At 58.5% G+C, this 19,500-nt stretch carries 20 protein-coding genes and 1 pseudogene; 13 read left to right on the plus strand and 8 right to left on the minus strand.

Annotated features, from left to right (window positions below; genetic code table 11):
- Positions 1-161: 161 nt before the first annotated feature.
- Complete coding sequence (gene ppk1 / locus HMPREF2796_RS00005) at positions 162-2,216, minus strand: polyphosphate kinase 1 (RefSeq protein WP_070630128.1); 2,055 nt, start codon at positions 2,214-2,216, stop codon at positions 162-164.
- Between the two features lie 219 nt (positions 2,217-2,435).
- Between ppk1 and HMPREF2796_RS00010 the strand changes: the two genes are divergently transcribed.
- Complete coding sequence (locus HMPREF2796_RS00010; RefSeq protein WP_070630130.1) at positions 2,436-2,777, plus strand: hypothetical protein; 342 nt, start codon at positions 2,436-2,438, stop codon at positions 2,775-2,777.
- 201 nt (positions 2,778-2,978) lie between these two features.
- Positions 2,979-3,602 carry a homoserine/threonine efflux transporter gene (locus HMPREF2796_RS00015; protein WP_070630132.1) on the plus strand — a complete coding sequence of 208 codons (624 nt, stop codon included), beginning with the start codon at positions 2,979-2,981 and terminating at the stop codon, positions 3,600-3,602.
- A 365-nt stretch (positions 3,603-3,967) separates the two neighbouring features.
- Here HMPREF2796_RS00015 and HMPREF2796_RS00020 read toward each other — a convergent pair whose 3' ends face one another.
- The 3 genes from HMPREF2796_RS00020 to HMPREF2796_RS00030 form a co-directional block, all read right to left on the minus strand.
- Entirely contained in the window at positions 3,968-4,525 is a 558-nt protein-coding gene (locus tag HMPREF2796_RS00020) for an RICIN domain-containing protein (protein ID WP_070630134.1), read from the minus strand.
- A gap of 70 nt (positions 4,526-4,595) precedes the next feature.
- Positions 4,596-5,057: a hypothetical protein gene (locus HMPREF2796_RS00025; RefSeq protein ID WP_070630136.1), complete on the minus strand. Its 462-nt coding sequence runs from the start codon at positions 5,055-5,057 to the stop codon at positions 4,596-4,598.
- A gap of 29 nt (positions 5,058-5,086) precedes the next feature.
- Entirely contained in the window at positions 5,087-5,581 is a 495-nt protein-coding gene (locus HMPREF2796_RS00030) for a GNAT family N-acetyltransferase (protein ID WP_070630138.1), read from the minus strand.
- A 192-nt stretch (positions 5,582-5,773) separates the two neighbouring features.
- Between HMPREF2796_RS00030 and HMPREF2796_RS00035 the strand changes: the two genes are divergently transcribed.
- The 4 genes from HMPREF2796_RS00035 to HMPREF2796_RS00050 all read left to right on the plus strand — a co-directional run bounded on the left by HMPREF2796_RS00035 (position 5,774) and on the right by HMPREF2796_RS00050 (position 8,596).
- Entirely contained in the window at positions 5,774-6,046 is a 273-nt protein-coding gene (locus HMPREF2796_RS00035) for a hypothetical protein (protein ID WP_070630140.1), read from the plus strand.
- 31 nt (positions 6,047-6,077) lie between these two features.
- Complete coding sequence (locus HMPREF2796_RS00040) at positions 6,078-7,301, plus strand: multidrug effflux MFS transporter (protein ID WP_246826822.1); 1,224 nt, start codon at positions 6,078-6,080, stop codon at positions 7,299-7,301.
- 93 nt (positions 7,302-7,394) lie between these two features.
- Positions 7,395-8,003: a hypothetical protein gene (locus tag HMPREF2796_RS00045; protein WP_070630142.1), complete on the plus strand. Its 609-nt coding sequence runs from the start codon at positions 7,395-7,397 to the stop codon at positions 8,001-8,003.
- Between the two features lie 146 nt (positions 8,004-8,149).
- Entirely contained in the window at positions 8,150-8,596 is a 447-nt protein-coding gene (locus HMPREF2796_RS00050) for an SMI1/KNR4 family protein (RefSeq protein WP_070630143.1), read from the plus strand.
- 65 nt (positions 8,597-8,661) lie between these two features.
- Here the strand turns inward: HMPREF2796_RS00050 and HMPREF2796_RS00055 are convergent, their stop codons facing one another.
- The gene (locus HMPREF2796_RS00055; protein ID WP_070630144.1) at positions 8,662-9,558 is read right to left on the minus strand and encodes a LysR family transcriptional regulator; all 897 of its coding nucleotides are present in this window, start codon (positions 9,556-9,558) and stop codon (positions 8,662-8,664) included.
- A 119-nt stretch (positions 9,559-9,677) separates the two neighbouring features.
- On the opposite strand from HMPREF2796_RS00055, the gene HMPREF2796_RS00060 reads away from it, so the two are divergent.
- Positions 9,678-10,094: a DoxX family protein gene (locus HMPREF2796_RS00060; RefSeq protein WP_070630145.1), complete on the plus strand. Its 417-nt coding sequence runs from the start codon at positions 9,678-9,680 to the stop codon at positions 10,092-10,094.
- A 146-nt stretch (positions 10,095-10,240) separates the two neighbouring features.
- Here HMPREF2796_RS00060 and HMPREF2796_RS00065 read toward each other — a convergent pair whose 3' ends face one another.
- From HMPREF2796_RS00065 to HMPREF2796_RS00075, 3 genes are all read right to left on the minus strand, one after another.
- Complete coding sequence (locus tag HMPREF2796_RS00065; protein WP_070630146.1) at positions 10,241-10,573, minus strand: hypothetical protein; 333 nt, start codon at positions 10,571-10,573, stop codon at positions 10,241-10,243.
- A gap of 125 nt (positions 10,574-10,698) precedes the next feature.
- On the minus strand, positions 10,699-11,142 hold the full coding sequence (locus HMPREF2796_RS00070; protein ID WP_003823587.1) for a bactofilin family protein: 444 nt from the start codon (positions 11,140-11,142) through the stop codon (positions 10,699-10,701).
- 45 nt (positions 11,143-11,187) lie between these two features.
- A complete protein-coding gene (locus tag HMPREF2796_RS00075) occupies positions 11,188-12,069 on the minus strand; it encodes a M23 family metallopeptidase (protein WP_070630147.1) in 882 nt (293 codons plus the stop codon).
- 196 nt (positions 12,070-12,265) lie between these two features.
- Between HMPREF2796_RS00075 and HMPREF2796_RS00080 the strand changes: the two genes are divergently transcribed.
- The 6 genes and pseudogenes from HMPREF2796_RS00080 (at position 12,266) to trmA (ending at position 19,456) form a co-directional block, all read left to right on the plus strand.
- Positions 12,266-12,895: a hypothetical protein gene (locus tag HMPREF2796_RS00080; RefSeq protein ID WP_070630148.1), complete on the plus strand. Its 630-nt coding sequence runs from the start codon at positions 12,266-12,268 to the stop codon at positions 12,893-12,895.
- Positions 12,896-12,987: 92 nt separating this feature from the next.
- A complete protein-coding gene (gene smc / locus HMPREF2796_RS00085) occupies positions 12,988-16,470 on the plus strand; it encodes a chromosome segregation protein SMC (RefSeq protein WP_070630149.1) in 3,483 nt (1,160 codons plus the stop codon).
- A gap of 57 nt (positions 16,471-16,527) precedes the next feature.
- Positions 16,528-16,640: pseudogene (locus HMPREF2796_RS11430) on the plus strand (IS5/IS1182 family transposase); the annotation flags it as partial.
- A 46-nt stretch (positions 16,641-16,686) separates the two neighbouring features.
- On the plus strand, positions 16,687-17,610 hold the full coding sequence (locus HMPREF2796_RS00090; RefSeq protein WP_064085069.1) for a LysR family transcriptional regulator: 924 nt from the start codon (positions 16,687-16,689) through the stop codon (positions 17,608-17,610).
- A gap of 134 nt (positions 17,611-17,744) precedes the next feature.
- The gene (locus HMPREF2796_RS00095; protein ID WP_210385321.1) at positions 17,745-18,167 is read left to right on the plus strand and encodes a hypothetical protein; all 423 of its coding nucleotides are present in this window, start codon (positions 17,745-17,747) and stop codon (positions 18,165-18,167) included.
- A 194-nt stretch (positions 18,168-18,361) separates the two neighbouring features.
- Positions 18,362-19,456, plus strand: a complete 1,095-nt coding sequence (gene trmA / locus HMPREF2796_RS00100) for a tRNA (uridine(54)-C5)-methyltransferase TrmA (protein WP_070630151.1) — start codon at positions 18,362-18,364, stop codon at positions 19,454-19,456.
- Positions 19,457-19,500: the final 44 nt, after the last annotated feature.

Here is a 19,500-nt window from a genome sequence, read left to right on the forward strand (position 1 = left end):
AACGGCGGGTGTCATTCTTTGTGGCGTAGAAGGAAGAGAAATAGGAAAAAGGAAGAGAAACGAGAAAAATGAATGAGTGGAGAGGATAGAAAAGAAAAGAAAAGAGGCTAGCGGAGTGTAATATTCTGCTAGCCTCTTTCACTTCTGCCACTTCCGCGCCGTCAGCGCCGATATTCGGTCAACAGTGTTTCCTGCATATCCAGCCCTTCGTCCCCTTCCTGCGCGGTAGCGCGGATATAGCTGCCGTCGGGTTGCATCAGCCAGGCTTTACGGTTGTCGGCCAGGGCGAGGGTGAGGGCTTCGCGCATGATGCGCTGTTTGATAGCCGGGTTTTCCACGGGGGTGCAGATTTCGATGCGGCGGAAGAAGTTGCGGCTCATCCAGTCGGCGCTGGCGATGAAGAGCTCTTCGCGCCCGCCGCTGTGGAAGTAGAACACGCGGGAGTGTTCGAGCAGGCGGCCGATGATGGAGCGCACGCGGATGTTTTCGGAAAGGCCGGGCACGCCGGGGCGCAGGGTACACATGCCGCGCACGATCAGATCTATCTGCACGCCGGCCTGGCTGGCTTGATACAGGGCGCGGATGATGCCGGGCTCGATCAGCGAATTCATTTTGGCAATGATGCGGGCGGGGCGGCCGGCGCGGGCTTCGGCAGTTTCGGCATCAATGCGCTCCAACAGCATGGGGCTGAGAGTAAAGGGGCTCTGATAAAGCTTGTTGAGCCGCGAGGGCTGGCCGAGGCCGGTGATTTCCATAAAGATGGCGTTCACGTCGGCGGTGATGGCTTCATCGGCGGTGAGCAGGCCAAAATCGGTGTAGATGCGGGAGGTGCCTTGGTGGTAGTTGCCGGTGCCGAGGTGGGCGTAGCGTTTCAGGTAGCCTCCTTCGCGGCGGATAACGAGCGCCATTTTGGCGTGCACTTTGTAGCCGAACACGCCGTACACCACATGCGCGCCCGCGCTCTCCAGCCGTCGCGCCCAGTTGACGTTGTTTTCTTCATCGAACCGCGCCATCAGCTCCACCACCACAGTTACCTGTTTGCCCGCATTGGCGGCGGCAATCAGGGCGCGGGCGAGGTCGGAATGAGTGCCGGTGCGGTAGATCGTCATCTTGATGGCCACCACATCCGGGTCGGCGGCGGCTTCTTGGATGAAGCGCACGGTGGGGGCGATGGATTGGTAGGGGTGGTGCAGCAGCACGTCATGCTGTTTGAGCACTTCGGGCATGGGCTGGTCTTTGCGCACGTCTTTGGGCAGGCCGGGCGAGAAGGGAGCAAACTTCAAATCGGGTCGGTCCACCATATCGGGCACGGCCATCAGGCGCACCAGGTTCACGGGGCCGACCACTTGGTAGAGCTCGTTCGGGCTCAAATTGCATTGCGCGAGCAGGAATTCGGCCACATGCGGCGGGCAGTTGTCGGCCACTTCCAGCCGCACTTCGTCGCCATACTGCCGCTCGCGCAGCTCGGTTTGCACGGCGGCGCGCAGGTTGGTGAGGTCTTCTTCATCCACCGTGAGTTCGCTGTTGCGCGTGAGGCGGAATTGGTAGCAGCCCTCCACATCCATGCCGGGGAAGAGCTTGTGCACATAAGCATGCAAAATGGAGGAAAGCAGCACGAAACCGTGCCCTTCGCTGAGTTCGTCCGGCAGTTTCACCACGCGCGGCAGAATGCGCGGCGCCTGCACCACGGCCATGCCGGAAGCGCGGCCGAAAGCGTCTTTGCCGGAAAGCGACACCACGAAATTGAGCGACTTGTTGAGCAGGCGCGGGAAAGGATGCGCCGGGTCGAGCCCCAGCGGGGTGAGGATGGGCAACAGCTCGCGGTCGAAATAGCTTTCAATCCAGGCGCGCTGTTTGTCTGTCCACTGGCGGCGCGGATAGAAGAAAATGCCCTCTTGGCGCAGCGCGGGAACCAGCTCTTTATTAAACAGCTCGTATTGCTCCTGAATCAATTTCTTGGCCTCGGCGGCGGCCGCCGCCATGGTTTCGGCGGGCGTGGTGCCGTTATCCAAGAGCATGTGCGGATTGAGCTGGCTTTCCTTCTTCAGCCAGGCCATGCGCACTTCGAAAAATTCGTCTAAATTAGAAGAAACGATGCACAAAAAGCGCAACCGCTCCAAAAGCGGCACGCCTTCGTCCCGCGCCTGCGCCAGCACGCGGCGGTTGAACGCCAGCAGGCTCAGTTCGCGGCAAAGGATGGTGGGCTGGTTCGGCATAAGGCTACCTGAAAAAGGAAAATTGAATGAAAATGCTGTGTAAACAAACAGCTGCTTGGAATAAATCAGCGCTATAATGGCTATACCGCCATCGGCTAAAGTGCCGTGCGCGCTAGCTTAATTAATATAGCAATTATCGTTCCAACCTGCGCCCGAAGACAAGATATAGGCACGAAGCAGGCCGAACGTTTCCACCCGCCACCTTTCGGGAGACCCATCATGCGAACCCTGTTCCTCCTCTGCGCCGCCCTCTTCAGCACTGCCGCAGCAGCCGAAACCAGCGCCCAAATCAACCTGCAAATCAACCCCTACGCCGATTACTACTACGGCGGCTACGACAACTACCCCGGCTACTACCCCAGCCGCAGCTACTATTTCTACAACGGCTCCAACCAATACGGCGGCGGCGAAATTCAAACCACCGAGCAATACAGCCGGGGCGGCATCGGCTACACCGAACACCGCAACTGCCACACCAGCGCCGGCTCCACCATCTGCACCGGCAACTGGCGGCCGGTATCACCCGTGCGCGGCAACATCCAAATCAACTACCGGCACTAAGTGCCCGCAGCAAGAGTAGGTTGGGTTAGCCGCAGGCGTAACCCAACAAATAAAGTGGAATGTTGGGTTTCCCAACCCAACCTACTACTGGGCGGCAATACGCCGTTTGAGGTCTTGCAGGTTTACTTTTCTCAACCTGTGGTGTAAACAACGCGACGATTTCCTACAAATTAACATACCTTTACTTCATGGAGCAACGCAATGGAATTTTGGCATGGCTTTTTACTGATTACCGGAATCCACCTGCTGGCGGCAGCCTCGCCCGGGCCGGATTTTATTTTTGTTTCGCAACAAACGCTGAGCCGGGGGCGGAGGGCAGGTTTGGTGTGTGCCTTGGGGATTGCGCTGGGTCTGGGCATCCACATCGCCTATTCCGTTTTAGGGATGGCCGTGCTGATTGCGCAGGCGGCATGGCTGCTCACGGCCATTAAAATTATCGGCGGCGCATATTTGGTTTGGCTTGGCATTCAGGGTTTGCGTGCCAAAGCGAAAAAAGAAACGACCGAAATCCGCAAAACAAAAGCTGCACCGCAAAGCCTGCCGAAAACGCTGTGGAAGGGTTTTCTGTGCAACGCGCTGAACCCGAAGGCACCGGTTTATTTCGTGTCCGTGTTTACCATGGTGCTGTCACCCGAAATGCCGCTTTGGCAATTGGCGGCATACGGCACATGGATGATGGTTTTGCAGTTTGCGTGGTTTGCCGTGGTGGCCTTCCTGCTTTCCATCCCCGCCGTCAACAACTGCTTCCAAAAGGCGGGGCATTGGATTGACCGAGTGCTCGGCGCGGTGATGGTGGGGCTGGGCATTAAAGTGGTTTCAAGCTGATACGGGATACGCGGCAGGCGCAGGCGGAGGTTTCTGCCTGCGCGTTTTGTTTTTCAGGCAGCCTGAAAACGCGTGGGCAGCCTGAACCCGCCCTACAATAATCCCTGTTGTTGCCCGACTGTGTCGGGTGGCGACTGCATATGCGTCCGCACAAAATCAAAGAAATCGCGGCTGATTTCAAAATGTCCGTAACGCAGCAAGAGTAGGTTGGGTTAGCCGCAGGCGTAACCCAACAAATAAAGTGGAATGTTGGGTTTCCCAACCCAACCTACTAATAAGTGGCCGAAGCGGTAAAAAGGCTACCTGAAAACCATCCTACGGTTTTTCAGGTAGCCTTTTCTATTTCCACGCCATCCTCCGCCAAGCTATCGGTAAAACCGCTGCCCCATCCCGTTATCGCAATATTGCAGGCTCACCGTGCCGCCGCTGCCGTCCAGGCACAGGCCGTTGGCGGCGCTGCGGATGTGGCTGCCCTCGGCAATCCAATGCTGGCTGCGGCTGTTTTGGCAGGTGGTGGCGATGACGGGGCTGCCGGCGCCGCCGGTGGCTTCGGCGCACAAGCCGTTGATGTTGAGGCGCGGGCCGTCGAACATGAATTGCTGGTTGTTGCGCCCGTGGCAGGGCTGGCTGACCAGGTAGGCGGGCATGCCGCTGCGTTCGAGGCTGAGGCAGGAATTGTCGGCGGCCTGGCGCAGCAGGGTGCGGCGGCCGTTGTTGAGCACGGGGCGGTAGTAGCCGTCGAGCGGGGAGCTTTCGCTCATGATGACGGTGGTGCCCGGGGCGGCATCCACGCGCACGGTTTTGTGCACGGTGTGCGTGGTTTCCACGGGCAAATCGAGCGAGAAGAACCGCCCGTTTGGGCCGTCGAGATAAGTGCAGGCGGGGAGGGCGAGCAGGGCAATCAGGAGTGGCGGGATTTTCATGGCGGCTCTTTCGGCGGGAGGAGCAGGCTACCTGAAAGCTGCGGGCGGTTTCAGGTAGCCTGTATGCGGTTTACGGCTGCACTTCCACATTGGCGAGTGCTTCGATATCCAACACGATTTCGTCTTGGCTGTCGCATTTTAAGGGGTGTTGGTCGCTGTTGATCACTTCGCCGTTCTTAATGAAAAAGGCGTGTGTCTGCCAGCCGCTGTAGCCACCGTAGCTGTTTTTGGCATTAACGCGGGCGCACACCATATAGGAGGGATAATAGCTGATCTGCCCGGCGGCAACGTATTGGTTTTTATGCACTTGCAAATATTTCCGCGGCCGGGAGAAGCCGCCGTACATCACGGAATTGGGGTCGATCAGGGTTTGGGCGAGGTGGCGCTTGATGAGCTGCTCGTGGTTGCGCGGGTAGCTGCCGTAGTCCAGGTGGTGGATTTGCTCCATGGTGAATTCGGTGGGATCGGGCAGGGTGTAGCAGCCGGTGAGCAGGGTGCTGCCCAAGAGGGCGGGGAGGAGGAGTTTTTTCATTTTATATCCTTGTTTGATGTGGTGAAATATCAGCGGCAGTCGGTGAGCAGTTTGCGCATCAGCCGGCATTCGATGCCGATTTCTTGATTCAGCGGCAGCATGGCTTCGCCAAGGGGGCGGTAGCCGTTGAGCAGGTAGAACGGTTCGGAATTGAGCGAGGCATAGAGCTTGAGCATGCCCAGCCCGTGTTGGTAGGCCAGCTCTTCGGCGCGGCCGAGCAGGGCGGTGCCGAGACCTTGGCGCTGCACGAAGGGGTGCACATACAGGGCATCGAGCTGGGATTCTTGCAGATTAAGCTGGAAAAAGCCTTGGATGTGATGCTTAAATTCGATCACCCACAAGAGCTTGCGCTCGTCTTCGAGGGTGTCGAGGTAGCTGTCGGGGCTGAGCAGGGCAAGCCAGGCTTGCAGCACGGCTTCACTGTAGTTGCGGGCGCAGGTGTAGCGCACGGCGTATTGGTGGGCATTGTAGATGTGCTCGCAATCTTGGATGCGTGCCGGACGCAGGTGGGCAATCAGGCTCATAACGGGCGGGTGGGTGCGGTGAAACTGGCGGAATTATATAGCTTGTCCAATCGAATAACCAATTGGCTTGGGCAATCGGGGATATAATTGGGGCTACATGAAATCTGCATGAACCAAATCAGGCAAAACGCAGGCGCACTCATTTTCAGGTAGCCTTTAAGCTTTCTACACAACCCATCAAAAGGAATCTTTATGCCCCCTCATCTGAAAAGCTGGCTGGCCGTGTGCCTGCTGCCGCTGTTGCTGGCCTTGTGGTTTGCGCTGAATCCGGCGCACGATGCCACGGGTTATCTGCTCAATGGGGTGGTGATGTGCTGCGCCTGTGTGTTTTTACTGAAATATGTGCTGTTTGCGTTGGTGTCGGCGCATTTGCGCCAGGATGCGGCGGCCAAGCGGCGCGCCTTGCTGCAATTATTGCCCTTGGTCGCATTCGGCGGCTATGTGGCTTATTACTTTATCCGCTGACTTTTCTTAATTTTGTATCGTATTAATTCTGATGAACTCTCCTGCTCCTTCCCGCCTTTCCGACAAACAAATGGCGCTGCTTTTGGCCGCAATGGCGGCGGTGATGCCGTTTTCGATTGATACCTATCTGCCCGCCGTGCCGGCGATGGCGGCCAGCTTGGGCGTGGGTGAAACCGATATTCAGCAAAGCCTGAGTATTTTTCTGGTGGGGCAGTCGGCGGGCGTGCTGCTTGGTGGGGTATTTTCCGACTTTAAAGGGCGGCGGCCGGTGGTGCTGGCCGGGCTGGGGGTGTACCTTGTGGCCAGCTTGGGGCTGATTCTGCTGCAAACCCTGCCGCAGCTGATGCTGCTGCGTATGTTGCAGGCTTTCGGCGCGGGCATGGTGGCGGTGAGCGGCGGGGCGATTGTGCGCGACCGCTACGAAGGCCGCAGTGCGGCGCAGATGTTTGCGTTGATCGGGGTGATTATGATGGCGGCGCCGATTTTGGCGCCGATGGTGGGCTGGCTGATGCAGATAATCGGCGGCTGGCGCGCGGTGTTCGGCTTTTTGCTGGGCTATGCCGCGCTGGTGTGGCTGCTGCAATGGCGTTTCCTGCCGGCCAACCGCCCCGCCGCCAAGCCGGCGGGTTCGCCGCTCTCGATTATTTTCACGGGCTACCGCAGCGTGTTTGGCAAGCCGCAATCGCTTGGGTTTCTATTTTTCCAGTCGTTCAGCTTTTCCTCCATGTTTGTGTTCCTCACCGAATCGCCTTCGGTGTATATGAAATTCTACGGCCTGAGTAACGGCTTCTACACCCTGCTGTTCGGCCTCAATATTGTGACCATGATTTTCTTCAACCGCATCACCGCCTGGCGGCTGAAAAGCGGCAGCGAGCCGGCCAATATCCTGCTCATCGGCATCGCCGTGCAGTTTTGCGCCAACTTCCTGCTGATGCTGCTCTCCCAATCTATAGCCGTGCCGCCTTTGTGGCTGTTTGCCCCGTTGGTGATGGTGTCGGTGGGCACGCAGGGGCTGGTGGTGGCCAATACCCAGGCCTGCTTTATGGGCTATTTCAAAGCCGAAGGCGGCAGCGCCAACGGCGTGCTGATTTCCAGCCAAGTGCTGATTGCCGCCGCCGTGGGCTTCCTCACCACCCAGCTGCACAACGGCAGCGCGCGCATCATGCCCGCCATGATGCTGGCCTCCACCCTGTGCGGCATCACACTGCTGTTTGCCCTGTCGCGGCACGTGTGGCTGGACAAAGCCCGGCAGTAAGCGGAAAGGCTACCTGAAAGCCGCCATCCTCTTTTCAGGTAGCCTGTTCTCCCTGCAGCAGGCTACCTGAAACCCATCTTAGAAAGGCATAACATGAGCAAAAACAAAGGCAAACACCAAGGCAAACTGGATTCCCTCTGCCAACTCCCGCCCGACATCCCCGCCATTAAAGCCTACCTCAAAGAGCTTAACGCTCAAGCCCAGCATGTGGCCGCCAACAGCAACGATTATCCCAAGCAAACCATCAGCGCCGATGTGTGGCGGGATGGCTACCAAATCGTGAACACTGCCCGCGCCCTGGCCGAATGGCTCGAGCAGCAAAGGCTCTACGAGCTTTTGCCGCAAGCCATTGAATGCTGGGGCACCGCCGCCTTCGCCGTGGTTTCCCACTACCGCGCCGAAATCGGCCCCTTCATGCACGCCGCGATGCGGCTGCAAAAACGGCGCGGCAACAGCCAAGCCGTACAGGAAATGTGCCGCGCCATACTGGGCGATTTCACCCTCCTGCTGGAGGGCGCCGAAGACCTGCTCGCCGACGGCTGCACCGACCCGGCCGACTATCAGGAATACAGCGAACTGACCGCCATCTCCTACCTCGACCTCGCCGCCCGCCTCCTCGCCGAATACGGCGACAGCGAAGCCCAAACCATCCGCCAACGCCTCCAACGCCTGCCGCAATATTGGGCAACCCTGAAGCTGTAGTTTCACGTTGAAAGGCTACCTGAAAAATACTGACTGCTTTGGGGCTAAAAGCAGCTGTAAAACGGCAGCAATATCCGCCCTGTTGCCTATTTATTCCGTTTTCAGGTAGCCTCCTCCTTCTTACCGCCACTACTAAGGAAGCTGCCATGTCTCAAGCCTTTCTCGACCAACTCGAAGACCTTATCCGCGCCGAATACGCCGAACAAGACGGTCTGGCGGAAGAATTCCTTTCAGGTGATCCTGTATCCGAAGCCGAAATTACTGCCGCCGAACAAGAGCTCGGCACCCCCTTCCCCGCCCTGTATCGCGCCATGCTGTTGCGTTTCGGTGCAAACTGCTATCTGGGCATAGAAATCGACGATTTGGCGCAGGTGGTGGAAAACACCAAATGGGTGCACCGCCACTTCGCCGAACACGAAACCCTGCCCGCCGGACTGCTGCAACAGGGCATCGCCTTCGCTGGCGACGGCAGCGGCAACTACTTTATGCTGCACGAAGGCGCTGTATGGCTGCCCGACCACGACAGCGGCGAGTGCACACGGGAAGCCGAAAGCCTCGAAACCTTCCTGCTGACTGCCAACGGCGCGGATTAAGCAGCAAAAACAGGCTACCTGAAACCATTTAGCGTTTCAGGTAGCCTTTGCTTTGGCCGGCTATTCTATAAACTGGCCTGTTCGTTTGTGGCCTTCTCCACCATAAAATCGATAAAGCTGCGCACTTTCGCGCTCAAGAGTTTGCGCTGGGTGTACACGGCGTAAAACGGCACGGGCGCTGTGCGGTAGTCGGGCAGCAGGCGGCGCAGGCGGCCGGTTTGCAGGTCGGCGCGCAGCAGCCATTCGGGCAGGTAGCCGATGCCGGCGCCGGCGCACACCAGCTGGTAGAGCATTTGGGTGTTGTTGCTGTGTATGGCGGCTTGCAGCTCGATGTTGTGGCTTTCTCCCCGGCCTTGCAGGGTGAGGGCGGAAACGTCGGTGTAGCTGGGCAGGATGGCTTGGTGTTGTGCCAAATCCTGCGGGGCGGCGGGCGTGCCGTGTTCGGCTAAATAGGCGGGCGCAGCCACCAAATGGAAATCGATTTTGGCCAGGGCGCGGGCAATCAGGTTTTCGGCCGGCTGTTTGGAGAGGCGAAGTGCCACGTCTTCGCCGTCTCCGTCTAAATTCACGCTGTGGTTGGTGAGCGTGAGGTGCAGCGATACTTCGGGATAACGGCGGCGGTATTCGGTAATCCAGCCGGCAAACACGGGATTGGCAAACCACACGGGGATGCTCACGCGCAGCCGGCCCTGCACCCGGGCGGTGCTACCGGCGGCGCGGGCGGCGGCCTGTTCGAGGAGGTCGAGCGCGGAGAGGCAGTCGCGGTAGTAGGCTTCGCCCTGCTCGGTGAGGCTGAGGCGGCGGTTGTTGCGGTAGAGCAGGCGGGCATTCACGCTTTTTTCCAGGTGCGACACGTGTTTGCTGGCCATGGGCACGGAAATATCCAGCTGCTCGGCGGCGCGGGTGAAGCTGCCGCTGTGTACCACTTGGCAGAACACTTTCATGCTTAATAAGGTATCCATGTTTTCTCTTTGGGAAAAACTGTATTGCTGAATTGGCTGTGTTTTCGCTATGGGGAAATGATTATACTGCACACGTACTTTCAACTGACATTGGTTTCACGCATTAAGAGGAAAAAATCATGAATGCAAATTGGGAAAATTGCCGCAGCATGGTGTTGTCGGTATTGCGTATCGCGGCGGGCTATATGTTTATGCTGCACGGCTCGGCCAAGCTGCTCGGCTTGCCGCACGTGGAAATGTTTGACGGCTTGCAGCTCTTCTCGCTCTACGGCGTGGCCGGTATGCTGGAGCTGGGCGGCGGCCTGTTGGTGTTGCTCGGTTTGTTTACCCGCCCGGCAGCGTTTATCCTTTCCGGCCAGATGGCGGTGGCCTACTTCATCGGCCACGTTGCGGGCAAAGGCCATGCGCTGATTCCGTTTATGAACGGCGGCGAAGCGGCCGCGCTGTTTAGCTTCGTGTTCCTGTATCTGGCCGCGGCAGGCGGCGGCAAATGGTCGCTGGATGCGATGCTGTGCAAAAAGCGGCAGGGGTACTGAGCTTTGCAGAAACTCGTTTCAGGTAGCCTTAAAGCTCAGGCAGGCTACCTGAAAAAAGGAGCCGGGTTTGCCCTGGCTCCTTTTTGTTTGCTATATCTTCTAGCTCCATAGCTGTCATTTTTCCTTCATTGGCGTGGCAATGCCGCCTACGACTTAATCAGCCGCCGCAGCGAATCGTGGCTGTATTTGATATCGGCAATCAGGCGGTCGAATTGGCGCATGCGCCACATGGAGCGGGCAATCAGATAAATGCCAAATATGGCCAGCCCCAAATTGATGCCCACCACCAATATGAGCAAAGGCCACACCTCCATCACGTTATACCACCGGGAAGTGGCAATCAGCGCGCTGAAAATGGACAGCGGCAGCGCCAACACGGCAATGCCCGTGCGCATCACTGAAAGCGCGGTGCGCTTTTCCGAGAGCAGCAGCTGCACTTTGTTGATGCTGAGGATGTCGTTTTGTTGTTCGGGAGACATGGCAGGCTACCTGAAACGTTGGTGTTGATGGCATAGCAAGTTTTGTCTGCTACCCATACTAGGATTACTAATTAAGGCTACCTGAAAGTTTCAGGTAGCCTTTTATTTTGGCTCAACCAGGCAAACTATTTATTGGCCAACTTATCTGCTGGTGCAGCAATGGCTTTTTCTGGGGCGCTGCCGGCGGGGGGAAGGGTGGCGTTGCCAACGTTGCGATCCATGCGGATATCGCCGGTATAAACAGCGCCGTCTTCCACTTGCAGGGATTGAGTGCGGATATTGCCGGTTACGCGGGCGTTGGGTTTGAGGTGGAGTTTTTTCACTTCGATCAAGCCTTCGGTTTTGCCGAATACAATCAGATCGCTGCCGCGGATGTCGCCGTTCACCGCGCCTTTGTCGCCAACGATGACGGTGCCGCCGGCTTGTACGTTGCCTTGGATTTGGCCGTCGATTTTCACCGATTGCTGGCTCAGGATGTCGCCCTGAATCCGGCATTGTGCGCCGATGATGGTGTCGATGGCGCTGGTGGAGTTGCTGGGTTGGGAACGGTCTTTTTTATCTTTAAACATGGTTGTTTCTCCGCGGACTGAATGGAAATGGTATACCTCGCAGCTTTATTTTGCGAGGCTGAGGAAGGTGGCAGGGTCGTGCGGCTCGTTGTTGAGGCGCACTTCATAGTGCAGGTGTGGGCCGGTGGAGCGGCCGGTAGAGCCGATTTTGCCGATGAGGTCGCCGGCTTTAACTGTTTGCCCGGGCTGCACGTCGATGTGCGACAAATGGCCGTACACGGTGCTGTAGCCGTAGCCGTGGCGCACTTTCACCACTTGGCCGTAGCCGTTCATGGTGCCGGCAAATTCCACTGTGCCGTTAGCAGTAACGCGCACGGGGTCGCCTACATTGCCGCGAAAATCCAAGCCATGGTGGAACTCGCTGCCTTTGCCGCTAAACGGGTTATGCCTAGGGCCGAAGCCGGAAGAGAGCCCGCCTTGCGCAGGGCGGCCAAGCGGCACGTTGTTGGCAGCTTTAAGCAGACTTTCAATAGTTTGGCTGAATTCGGGCGTATCTGCTGGCGGCAGAATATTGCGCGGGCCGCCGGCTTGGCTGATGGGTTTGCCGGGCTCGGATGAGGCAGCCGGTTTGGGAACAGGCACGTTTGCGCCGCGCTGACGCAGGTAGTTTTGCAGATCAGCCACGGCTTTTTCAGATTGGGCGAGCTGGTTTAGCTTGGCAGTAACTTCGGCGGAGCGGGCTTCTTTCAAGTCTTCTATTTGCTGATTGAGCGCTTGAGTTTGCTGTTGCTGTTGCGCAAATTGGCTGTAGCTTTGGTAGTGGTGCCAACCCAAAGCCAACAGCGCAGCCAAAAGCGCCACCGTGGCCAGGGAAAGGCCGATGATGGTGGGTTTGATGGCGCGCAGCCGAGATTCAGCGATAACGAAAGTTTCGGTGCGGTGCTCGTCCAGCACCATCACCGTAACAGTTTTCTTTTGCTTATCCATTGATTTACATGGTAAATGAGTGATTACTCAAGTTTGCATTGTATTACAAAATGCTATCGTTTGGCAAAAACAAATCTATCGTTTGGCGGGCGGCTTGCGGTTGGGCAACCGGCGGCTTTCAGGTAGCCTCGCGCCTATGCGTGGCTCATCTTGCCGGTTTCGCTATACAATTGGCTGCTGAAATACAGGAGGGGGAATGGGTAATTTTTTCCACACTATGCGGCAGTTGCAACGGGAAAAAGAGCAGCTCGACCGTAATGTCATACAGGCTTTGTTTAGTTTGCCTGTATTTTGGCTATTCAGCATGCTGCTGGCTGCCGGGTTGGGTATGGGTGCATTGGTGGCTTCGGCTGAGTTGCATAAGCGGCAGAGGCATTTGAGTGTACCCGTGGCCTATACGCACCATGCCAGCGCTGAGCTGCGTCGGCGCCAATGGTATGACGAGGACGACAACCTCCACGTAGTCGGCAGCATCCGCACCGCCGAGGGCAAACAGCTTAATTTGGATTGCCGCAACCTGGCCGACCCGTTGTGCCGATATGATGAAAACATTTGGCAGGATGAAGAAAAGCTGCCCGTGCGAAATATCACCCAAGCCCATTGGCTGAGCTACCATGTGATTACCGAGCTCTCCTACACCAAAGACGGCAGCGAACGGCTCTACCGCGCCGCTTTCAGCCCGCAGGAAGAAACCGAAAACTGGCGGCTGTATGCCCACTTGTGGACACGCGCCGCCACCGTGGCCGGAGCAGGCTGGCTTGGGCTCAGTATTGCTTGGTATCGGCGTGCCAGGCGGCGCAAAAAGGCACGGCAAAAGGCTACCTGAAACCTTTTTCCTTTTTCAGGTAGCCTTTTTCAGGTAGCCTGCCCCGCCGCCTTTCTTTTAAAATACGGCATTCCGCTTTTTCATTGTTTTTCATGCGCCTCACCCACATCAAACTTGCCGGCTTCAAATCTTTCACCGACCCCACCACCATCCACGTGCCCGGCCAGCTGGTAGCCGTAATCGGGCCCAACGGCTGCGGCAAATCCAACGTTATCGATGCTGTGCGCTGGGTGCTGGGCGAAGCCTCGGCCAAGCAGCTGCGCGGCGAGAGCATGCAAGACGTGATTTTCAACGGCGCCGCCACCCGCCGCCCCGCGCCCCGCGCCTCCGTGGAGCTTGTGTTCAGCAATGCCGACGGCAGCCTGCAGGGCGCATGGGGGCAATACGGCGAAATCAGCATCCGCCGCCAGCTCACCCGCCAAGGCGAATCCAGCTACTACATCAACGGCCAGCAAGTGCGCCGCCGCGACATCACCGACCTTTTCCTCGGCACCGGCGTCGGCGCGCGCGGCTATGCCGTGATCGAACAGGGCATGATTGCCCGCATCATCGAAGCCCGCCCCGAAGAGTTGCGCGCCCACATCGAAGAAGCCGCCGGCGTATCCAAATATAAAGAACGCCGCCGCGAAACCGAAAACCGCCTGCGCGACACCCGCGAACACCTCCAACGCCTCGGCGATTTGCAGTCCGAACTCGGCCGCCAAGTGGAAAAACTCCAACGCCAGGCCGCCGCTGCCGAACGCTATCGCAGCCTCACCGCCGAGCTCAACCAAGCGCAAAACCGCCACGACTTCGCCCAATGGCGGCACACCCTCGCTGCCGCCGACCGCGCCGCCGCCGAACACGAACGCGCCCGCGAGCGGCAAGACGAACTCGCCCGGCAAAACCAGGCCATGAACGATGCCGTGCAAGTGTTGCGCCAAACCGAGCAGCACCAGCAGGCCGAGCAATACCGGCTCAACCAGCAGCACGCCCTGCTGCGCGAGCAAACCGCCCGCCTCGAAGAGCAAATCCGCTCGCGGCAGAGCCAACGCCAGCGCCTCGAACGCGAACAGGCCGCCGCCCAAGCCGCCCTCCAGAAAATCGACGGTGAACACGCCGAGCTGCAACAGCAACACGCCCAAGCCGAACAGGCCGCCGAACAGCAACAGATGCAGCTCGAACTGCTGACCGCCGAAGCTGCCGCCCTCGAAGAGCAACTACCCGAGCTCGAAGCCGCCCAGCAGCAGGCTGCCGAACAGCAGCAAAGCCGACACGACGAAGCCGCCCGCCTCCGCCGCGAGCTCGCCCTGAAACAGCAGCAACTGCAACACAGCCGCCAAAGCATTAGCCGGCTGCAAGAGCGCCAAGTCCGTTTGCAGCAGGAAGCCGCCGCCCTGCAAGGCAATGCCGGGCAGGACACCGCCGCCGTCCAAGCCCGGGCCGACACCCTCGCCGCCCAATACCAACAGGGCGAGAAGCAACTGCAACGGCTCGAAGAGCAAACAGGCTACCTGAAAAACGCCCTCGCCGCCGCCCGCGAACGCGAACAGGAACACGAACGCCGCATCCTCACCGCCGAAGCCGAGCAGAAAACCCTCGCCGCCTTGCTGGCCGACACCGCCCGCCACAACTTCTGGCAGGGCAGCGGAGAAGCCGATGCGCCCGCCCTGTGGCAGCACATTCGCGTGCCCGAAGAATGGCAGGGTGCGCTGGCCGCCGTGCTCGGCGAGCGGCTCAACGCCCGCGCGCTGCCCGCTGATTTCCAGCCGCCGTCGCCGTTGCCCGAATCCCCCGCCGCCTGGTTCGACCGTGAAGCCCACGCCCACCGCGCCGCCAGCCCGGCTCAGGCGCTGATTCACCAAATCCAAGCCGAGCCGCCTTTTCAGGTAGCCTTAGCCCACTGGCTCGAAGGCATCTTGTGCGCCCCTGATTTGGATTACGCGCTGGCGCATCGCAGCCGCCTCGAGCCCGGCCAAGAATGGCTCACCCCGCAAGGCCACCGTATCGACCGTATGGGCGTGCTGCTGCATCATGCCGATAGCGGCAACCGGCACATACGCCACCGCGCCCGTCACGATGAAATCACCGCCGCCTTGGCCGAATGGCAGCCGCAGTTTCAGGTAGCCCGAGCCGAAGCCGAAAAACTGGCGCAGCAGCAAGCCCAAGCCGAAACCGAGCTGCGTCAGGTCCAAACCGAGCAACGCCGCCTTGCCGCCGAGCTGGCCGCCGCCCAACAGCAGGCCGGAGCACTCGCCGCCCGCGCCGCACAAGCCGGGCAACGGCGCGAACACATTGCCCAAGAACAGGCACAACTGGCGCAGGAGGCGGAAGAGCTGGCGTGTGCCGCCGAAATTCTGGCCGAAGAAGCCGTCGCCCTCGAAGAGCGCCTACCCGAGCTGGAAGCAGAGAGCCGCGCCCAAGCCGAACACAGCCAGCAGGCACAGCAAGCCCTGCGCCAAGCCCGCCAAGCCGTGCTCGAAGCCGACCGCCGCCGCAGCGCCGCCGAAATCGAAGCCCACCGCCAAACCCAGCAGCTGCAAAACATCGCCGCCCGCATGGCCGTGCTGGTGCAGCAAAAAGCCGATTGGCAGCAACGCCAGAGCGAGCTCGCCCTCACCTACGCCGAAGACAGCGAAGACGAGCAACGCCTGCAGCTGGAAGAACTGGCCGAAGCCGCCTTCACGCTGGAAGAACAAATCCAGGCCGCCGCCGCCGAGCTGGCCGAAACCCAAGAGCAGGGCAGGCAGCAATATGCCCGCCAGCAGGCGCTGGCCGCCGAGTTGCCGCAATGGCAGCAAGCCGCCCAAACCGCCCTGTTGCAGCAGCAAGAAGCCCTGCTCAACGCCAAACACTTCCACGATAACTTATTGGCGCGCCAAGCCGATATCGCCGTGCTCGAAGCCGAACAGCAGGCAGGCTACCTGAAAACCGACTGGCCGCAGCAAATCGACAGCATCTCCCGCCGCATCCAAGCCATCGGCGCGGTGAATCTGGCCGCGCTCGACGAATTGGCCGAAGCCCGCGAGCGCGACGGCTACTACCAAAACCAACGCGCCGACCTGCAATCCGCCATCGGGCTTCTGGAAGAAGCCATCGCCCAAATCGACGGCGAAACCAAACAGCGCTTCCAAGCCACCTTCGATGCCGTCAATCAAAAAGTGCAAACCTTCTTCCCCACCCTGTTCGGCGGCGGCGAAGCCAGCCTGCACATGGTGGGCGACGATTTGCTCACCGCCGGCGTATCCATCATGGCGCGCCCGCCCGGCAAGAAAAACAGCACTATCCACCTGCTCTCCGGCGGCGAAAAAGCCCTCACCGCCATGAGCCTCGTGTTCGCCCTGTTCAGCCTCAGCCCCGCCCCCTTCTGCCTGCTGGACGAAGTGGACGCCCCGCTGGATGACGCTAACACCGCCCGCTTCTGCAATCTGGTGAAAGAAATGAGCGCCCAAATCCAGTTCCTGTATATTTCCCACAACCGCCTCACCATGGAAATGGCCGAGCAGCTCATCGGCGTTACCATGCAGGAAAAAGGCGTGTCCCGCATCGTGGCAGTGGACATCAAACAAGCGCTGGAAATGGTGGAAACGGATTGAAACTAAAATTTCAGGTAGCCTCCGCGCACGGCAAAGGCTACCTGAAAGCCAACAAGGCAGACAAAATATAGTGAATTAAATTTAAATCAGGACAAGGCGACGAGCCGCAGACAGTACAAATAGTACGGCAAGGCGAGCCAACGCTGTACCGGTTTAAATTTAATTCACTATAAAATGTCGGCACCCTGCCGACCCACCCCAAAGGCTACCTGAAACATGGAATCCATCATCGAACTGCGCCACCTCAAAACCCTGCTCGCCCTGGCCGAAACCGGCAGCGTGTCCCTGGCCGCCAAGCGCGTGTTCCTCACCCAATCCGCCCTGTCGCACCAAATCCGCGCCTTGGAAAACCACTTCGGTACGCCGCTGTTCGAGCGCAAAACCACCCCCCTGCGTTTCACGCCCGCCGGAGAGCGGCTGCTGCAGCTGGCGCGCGAAGTGATGCCGCATCTGGCCGCTGCCGAGCGTGATCTGGCGCAGATTGCCGGCGGCGGCGCGGGCGAATTGCGGTTGGCGGTGGAGTGCCACACCTGTTTCGACTGGCTCATGCCCGCCATGGGCGACTTCCGCCCGCTGTGGCCGAAGGTGGAGCTCGATATCGTGTCCGGCTTTCAGGCCGACCCGGTGGGGCTCTTGCTACAACACCGCGCCGATTTGGCCATCGTGTCCGAAGCCGTGCCGCAGGCAGGTATCCGCTACCAGCCGCTGTTTGCCTACGAGATGGTGGGCATCTGCGCCCAAGATCATCCCCTGGCGGCCAAACCCGTGTGGCAGGCGCAGGATTTCGCCGCCGAAACCCTGATTACCTATCCCGTGCCCGACGATATGCTTGATTTACTACGCAAAATCCTGCTGCCAGCCGGCATCAACCCGCCGCGCCGCCACAGCGAGCTCACCATCGCCATCATCCAGCTGGTGGCCAGCCGGCGCGGCATTGCTGCGCTGCCATATTGGACGGTGATGCCCTATCTGGAAAAAGGCTACATCGTCGCCCGCACCATCGGCAGCCCCCCGCTCACCAGCGAACTCTACGCCGGCATGCGCAGCGACGACGCGCATAAACGCTACCTCGACAACTTCTGCCAAATCATCCGCGAACGAGGCTTCGCCGATTTGCCCGGGCTGAGTGTGTTGGAGTAGCGGAATAGTGGGAAGGTTGGCTGAAATACGGTGTTTGCAGAGCTGAAAATCGGTAGCCAAGAGTAGCTGCGTTCGGGAGTACGCCGGAAATACGAGGCATATTCTCAATATTTTGGTGCAAGCGGAATTCAGGGGTGTGTTTAAAAGGTGGCGTAATGGGTAGAGGTAGTTCTTTAAGAGACAAAATCTATATAAATGCGGTGTTGTCTACTGTTAATCTGATTAGCAGTAATGTGAATCTAATCGAGGTGTATATTGATGAAGATAAGGAAATCATCGAATTCCATTTTTCATTAAGCCACATCAATAACGTAGAACTAGGCCTAATCCAAGATATTGTCGATGGTTATATTGATGCCAAGACGGATGCTGCCGGAGAGGAGGTAAGCTCTGAGTTTGATTTCAAAGTGCTTGTTTCTGAAAATGGAAATAGCTTATCTCGAGCAGATAGGCGATATATGCCGATTTATGGGAAATGTGATGCTGAGTATTTTAAAGCAAGAAATAATGATGATTATGTTGAAGAATATGTGAAAAAGAAAATAGTGTTTTTATAATGATGTGCAGATAAAAATACTGCTAAACGATGCCAGTGCTTGCTATATCAGAAATATCTGTAAGATTAAGTTATGTAACTATCTGTTGCAACGTTAAATCTGGCCTGAAATCAATCGGGTTGCTTGGAGGCTAGCCTTCAGGTAGCCTAATCTTTCCCGCTATAATTCCCATCTTTTCTAATCCCCACACTCCCATGACCCAGCCCAGCCCCGAATACACCGCCCAGCTACAACAAAAAGCAGGCTACCTGAAACAGCGTTTTGCTGAATTTTCCCCACTCGAATGGCAGGTGTTTGCTTCGCCTGAAAAGCATTATCGGATGCGTGCCGAATTTCGGGTTTGGCATGAGGGCGAGCATATCAGCTATGCCATGTTCGAGCCCGGGCAGAAGGCGGGCTCAGCCTCGTTGCGCCGGATTGATTCCCTGCCTGCCGCGTCTGCCGCGATCAATGCCCTGATGCCCCGGCTGCTGGCTGCCGTGCAGGCCGATCCGCTGTTGCGGGAGCGGTGGTATCAGTGCGAATTTTTGTCCACCCTGAGCGGCGATATGCTGGTGGGCATGATTTACCACAAGCGGCTGTGCGGGCAATGGCAGGCGGCCGCGGCGCGTTTGCAGCGCGAATTGGGCATCATGATTATCGGCCGCAGCCGCGGGCAGAAGCTGGTGTTGGCGCAGGATTTCGTTACTGAACGCCTGCATGCCGACGGGTGCGATTGGCTCTACCGTCAATACGAAGGCGGCTTCAGCCAGCCCAATGCGCTGGTGTGCCAAAAAATGCTGGATTGGGCCTGCGGCGCGGCGGCGGGGCTGGGCGGCGATTTGCTGGAGCTTTATTGCGGCAACGGCAATTTCACCCTGCCGCTGGCGCGTTATTTCCGCCGCGTGCTGGCCACGGAGTTGTCGAAAACTTCGGTGCAGGCGGCGCAGTGGAATATTGAGGCCAACGGCGCGGTCAACATCCGCCTGGCGAGGCTTTCCGCCGAAGAGTTCACCCAGGCCTACCAGGGCGTGCGCCGTTTCCGCCGCTTGCAGGAGCAGGGCATCGGGCTGGCGGACTATGTGTTTTCCACCGTGTTTGTCGATCCGCCGCGCGCCGGCATAGACGATGCCACCCTGTGCCTGCTGCAGAATTTCGACAACATCATCTACGTTTCCTGCAATCCGGAAACCCTGCACGCCAATCTCGCCACGCTCACGCAAACCCACCGCATCGAACGTGCCGCGTTGTTCGACCAATTCCCGTTTACGCCGCATATCGAGAGCGGGGTATTGCTGCGACGGCGGTAGGGCTGTTGCAGCCAAAGGCTACCTGAAACTTTCAGGTAGCCTTT

The sequence above is a fragment of the Eikenella sp. HMSC071B05 genome, assembly GCF_001811325.1.
GTDB lineage: Bacteria > Pseudomonadota > Gammaproteobacteria > Burkholderiales > Neisseriaceae > Eikenella > Eikenella corrodens.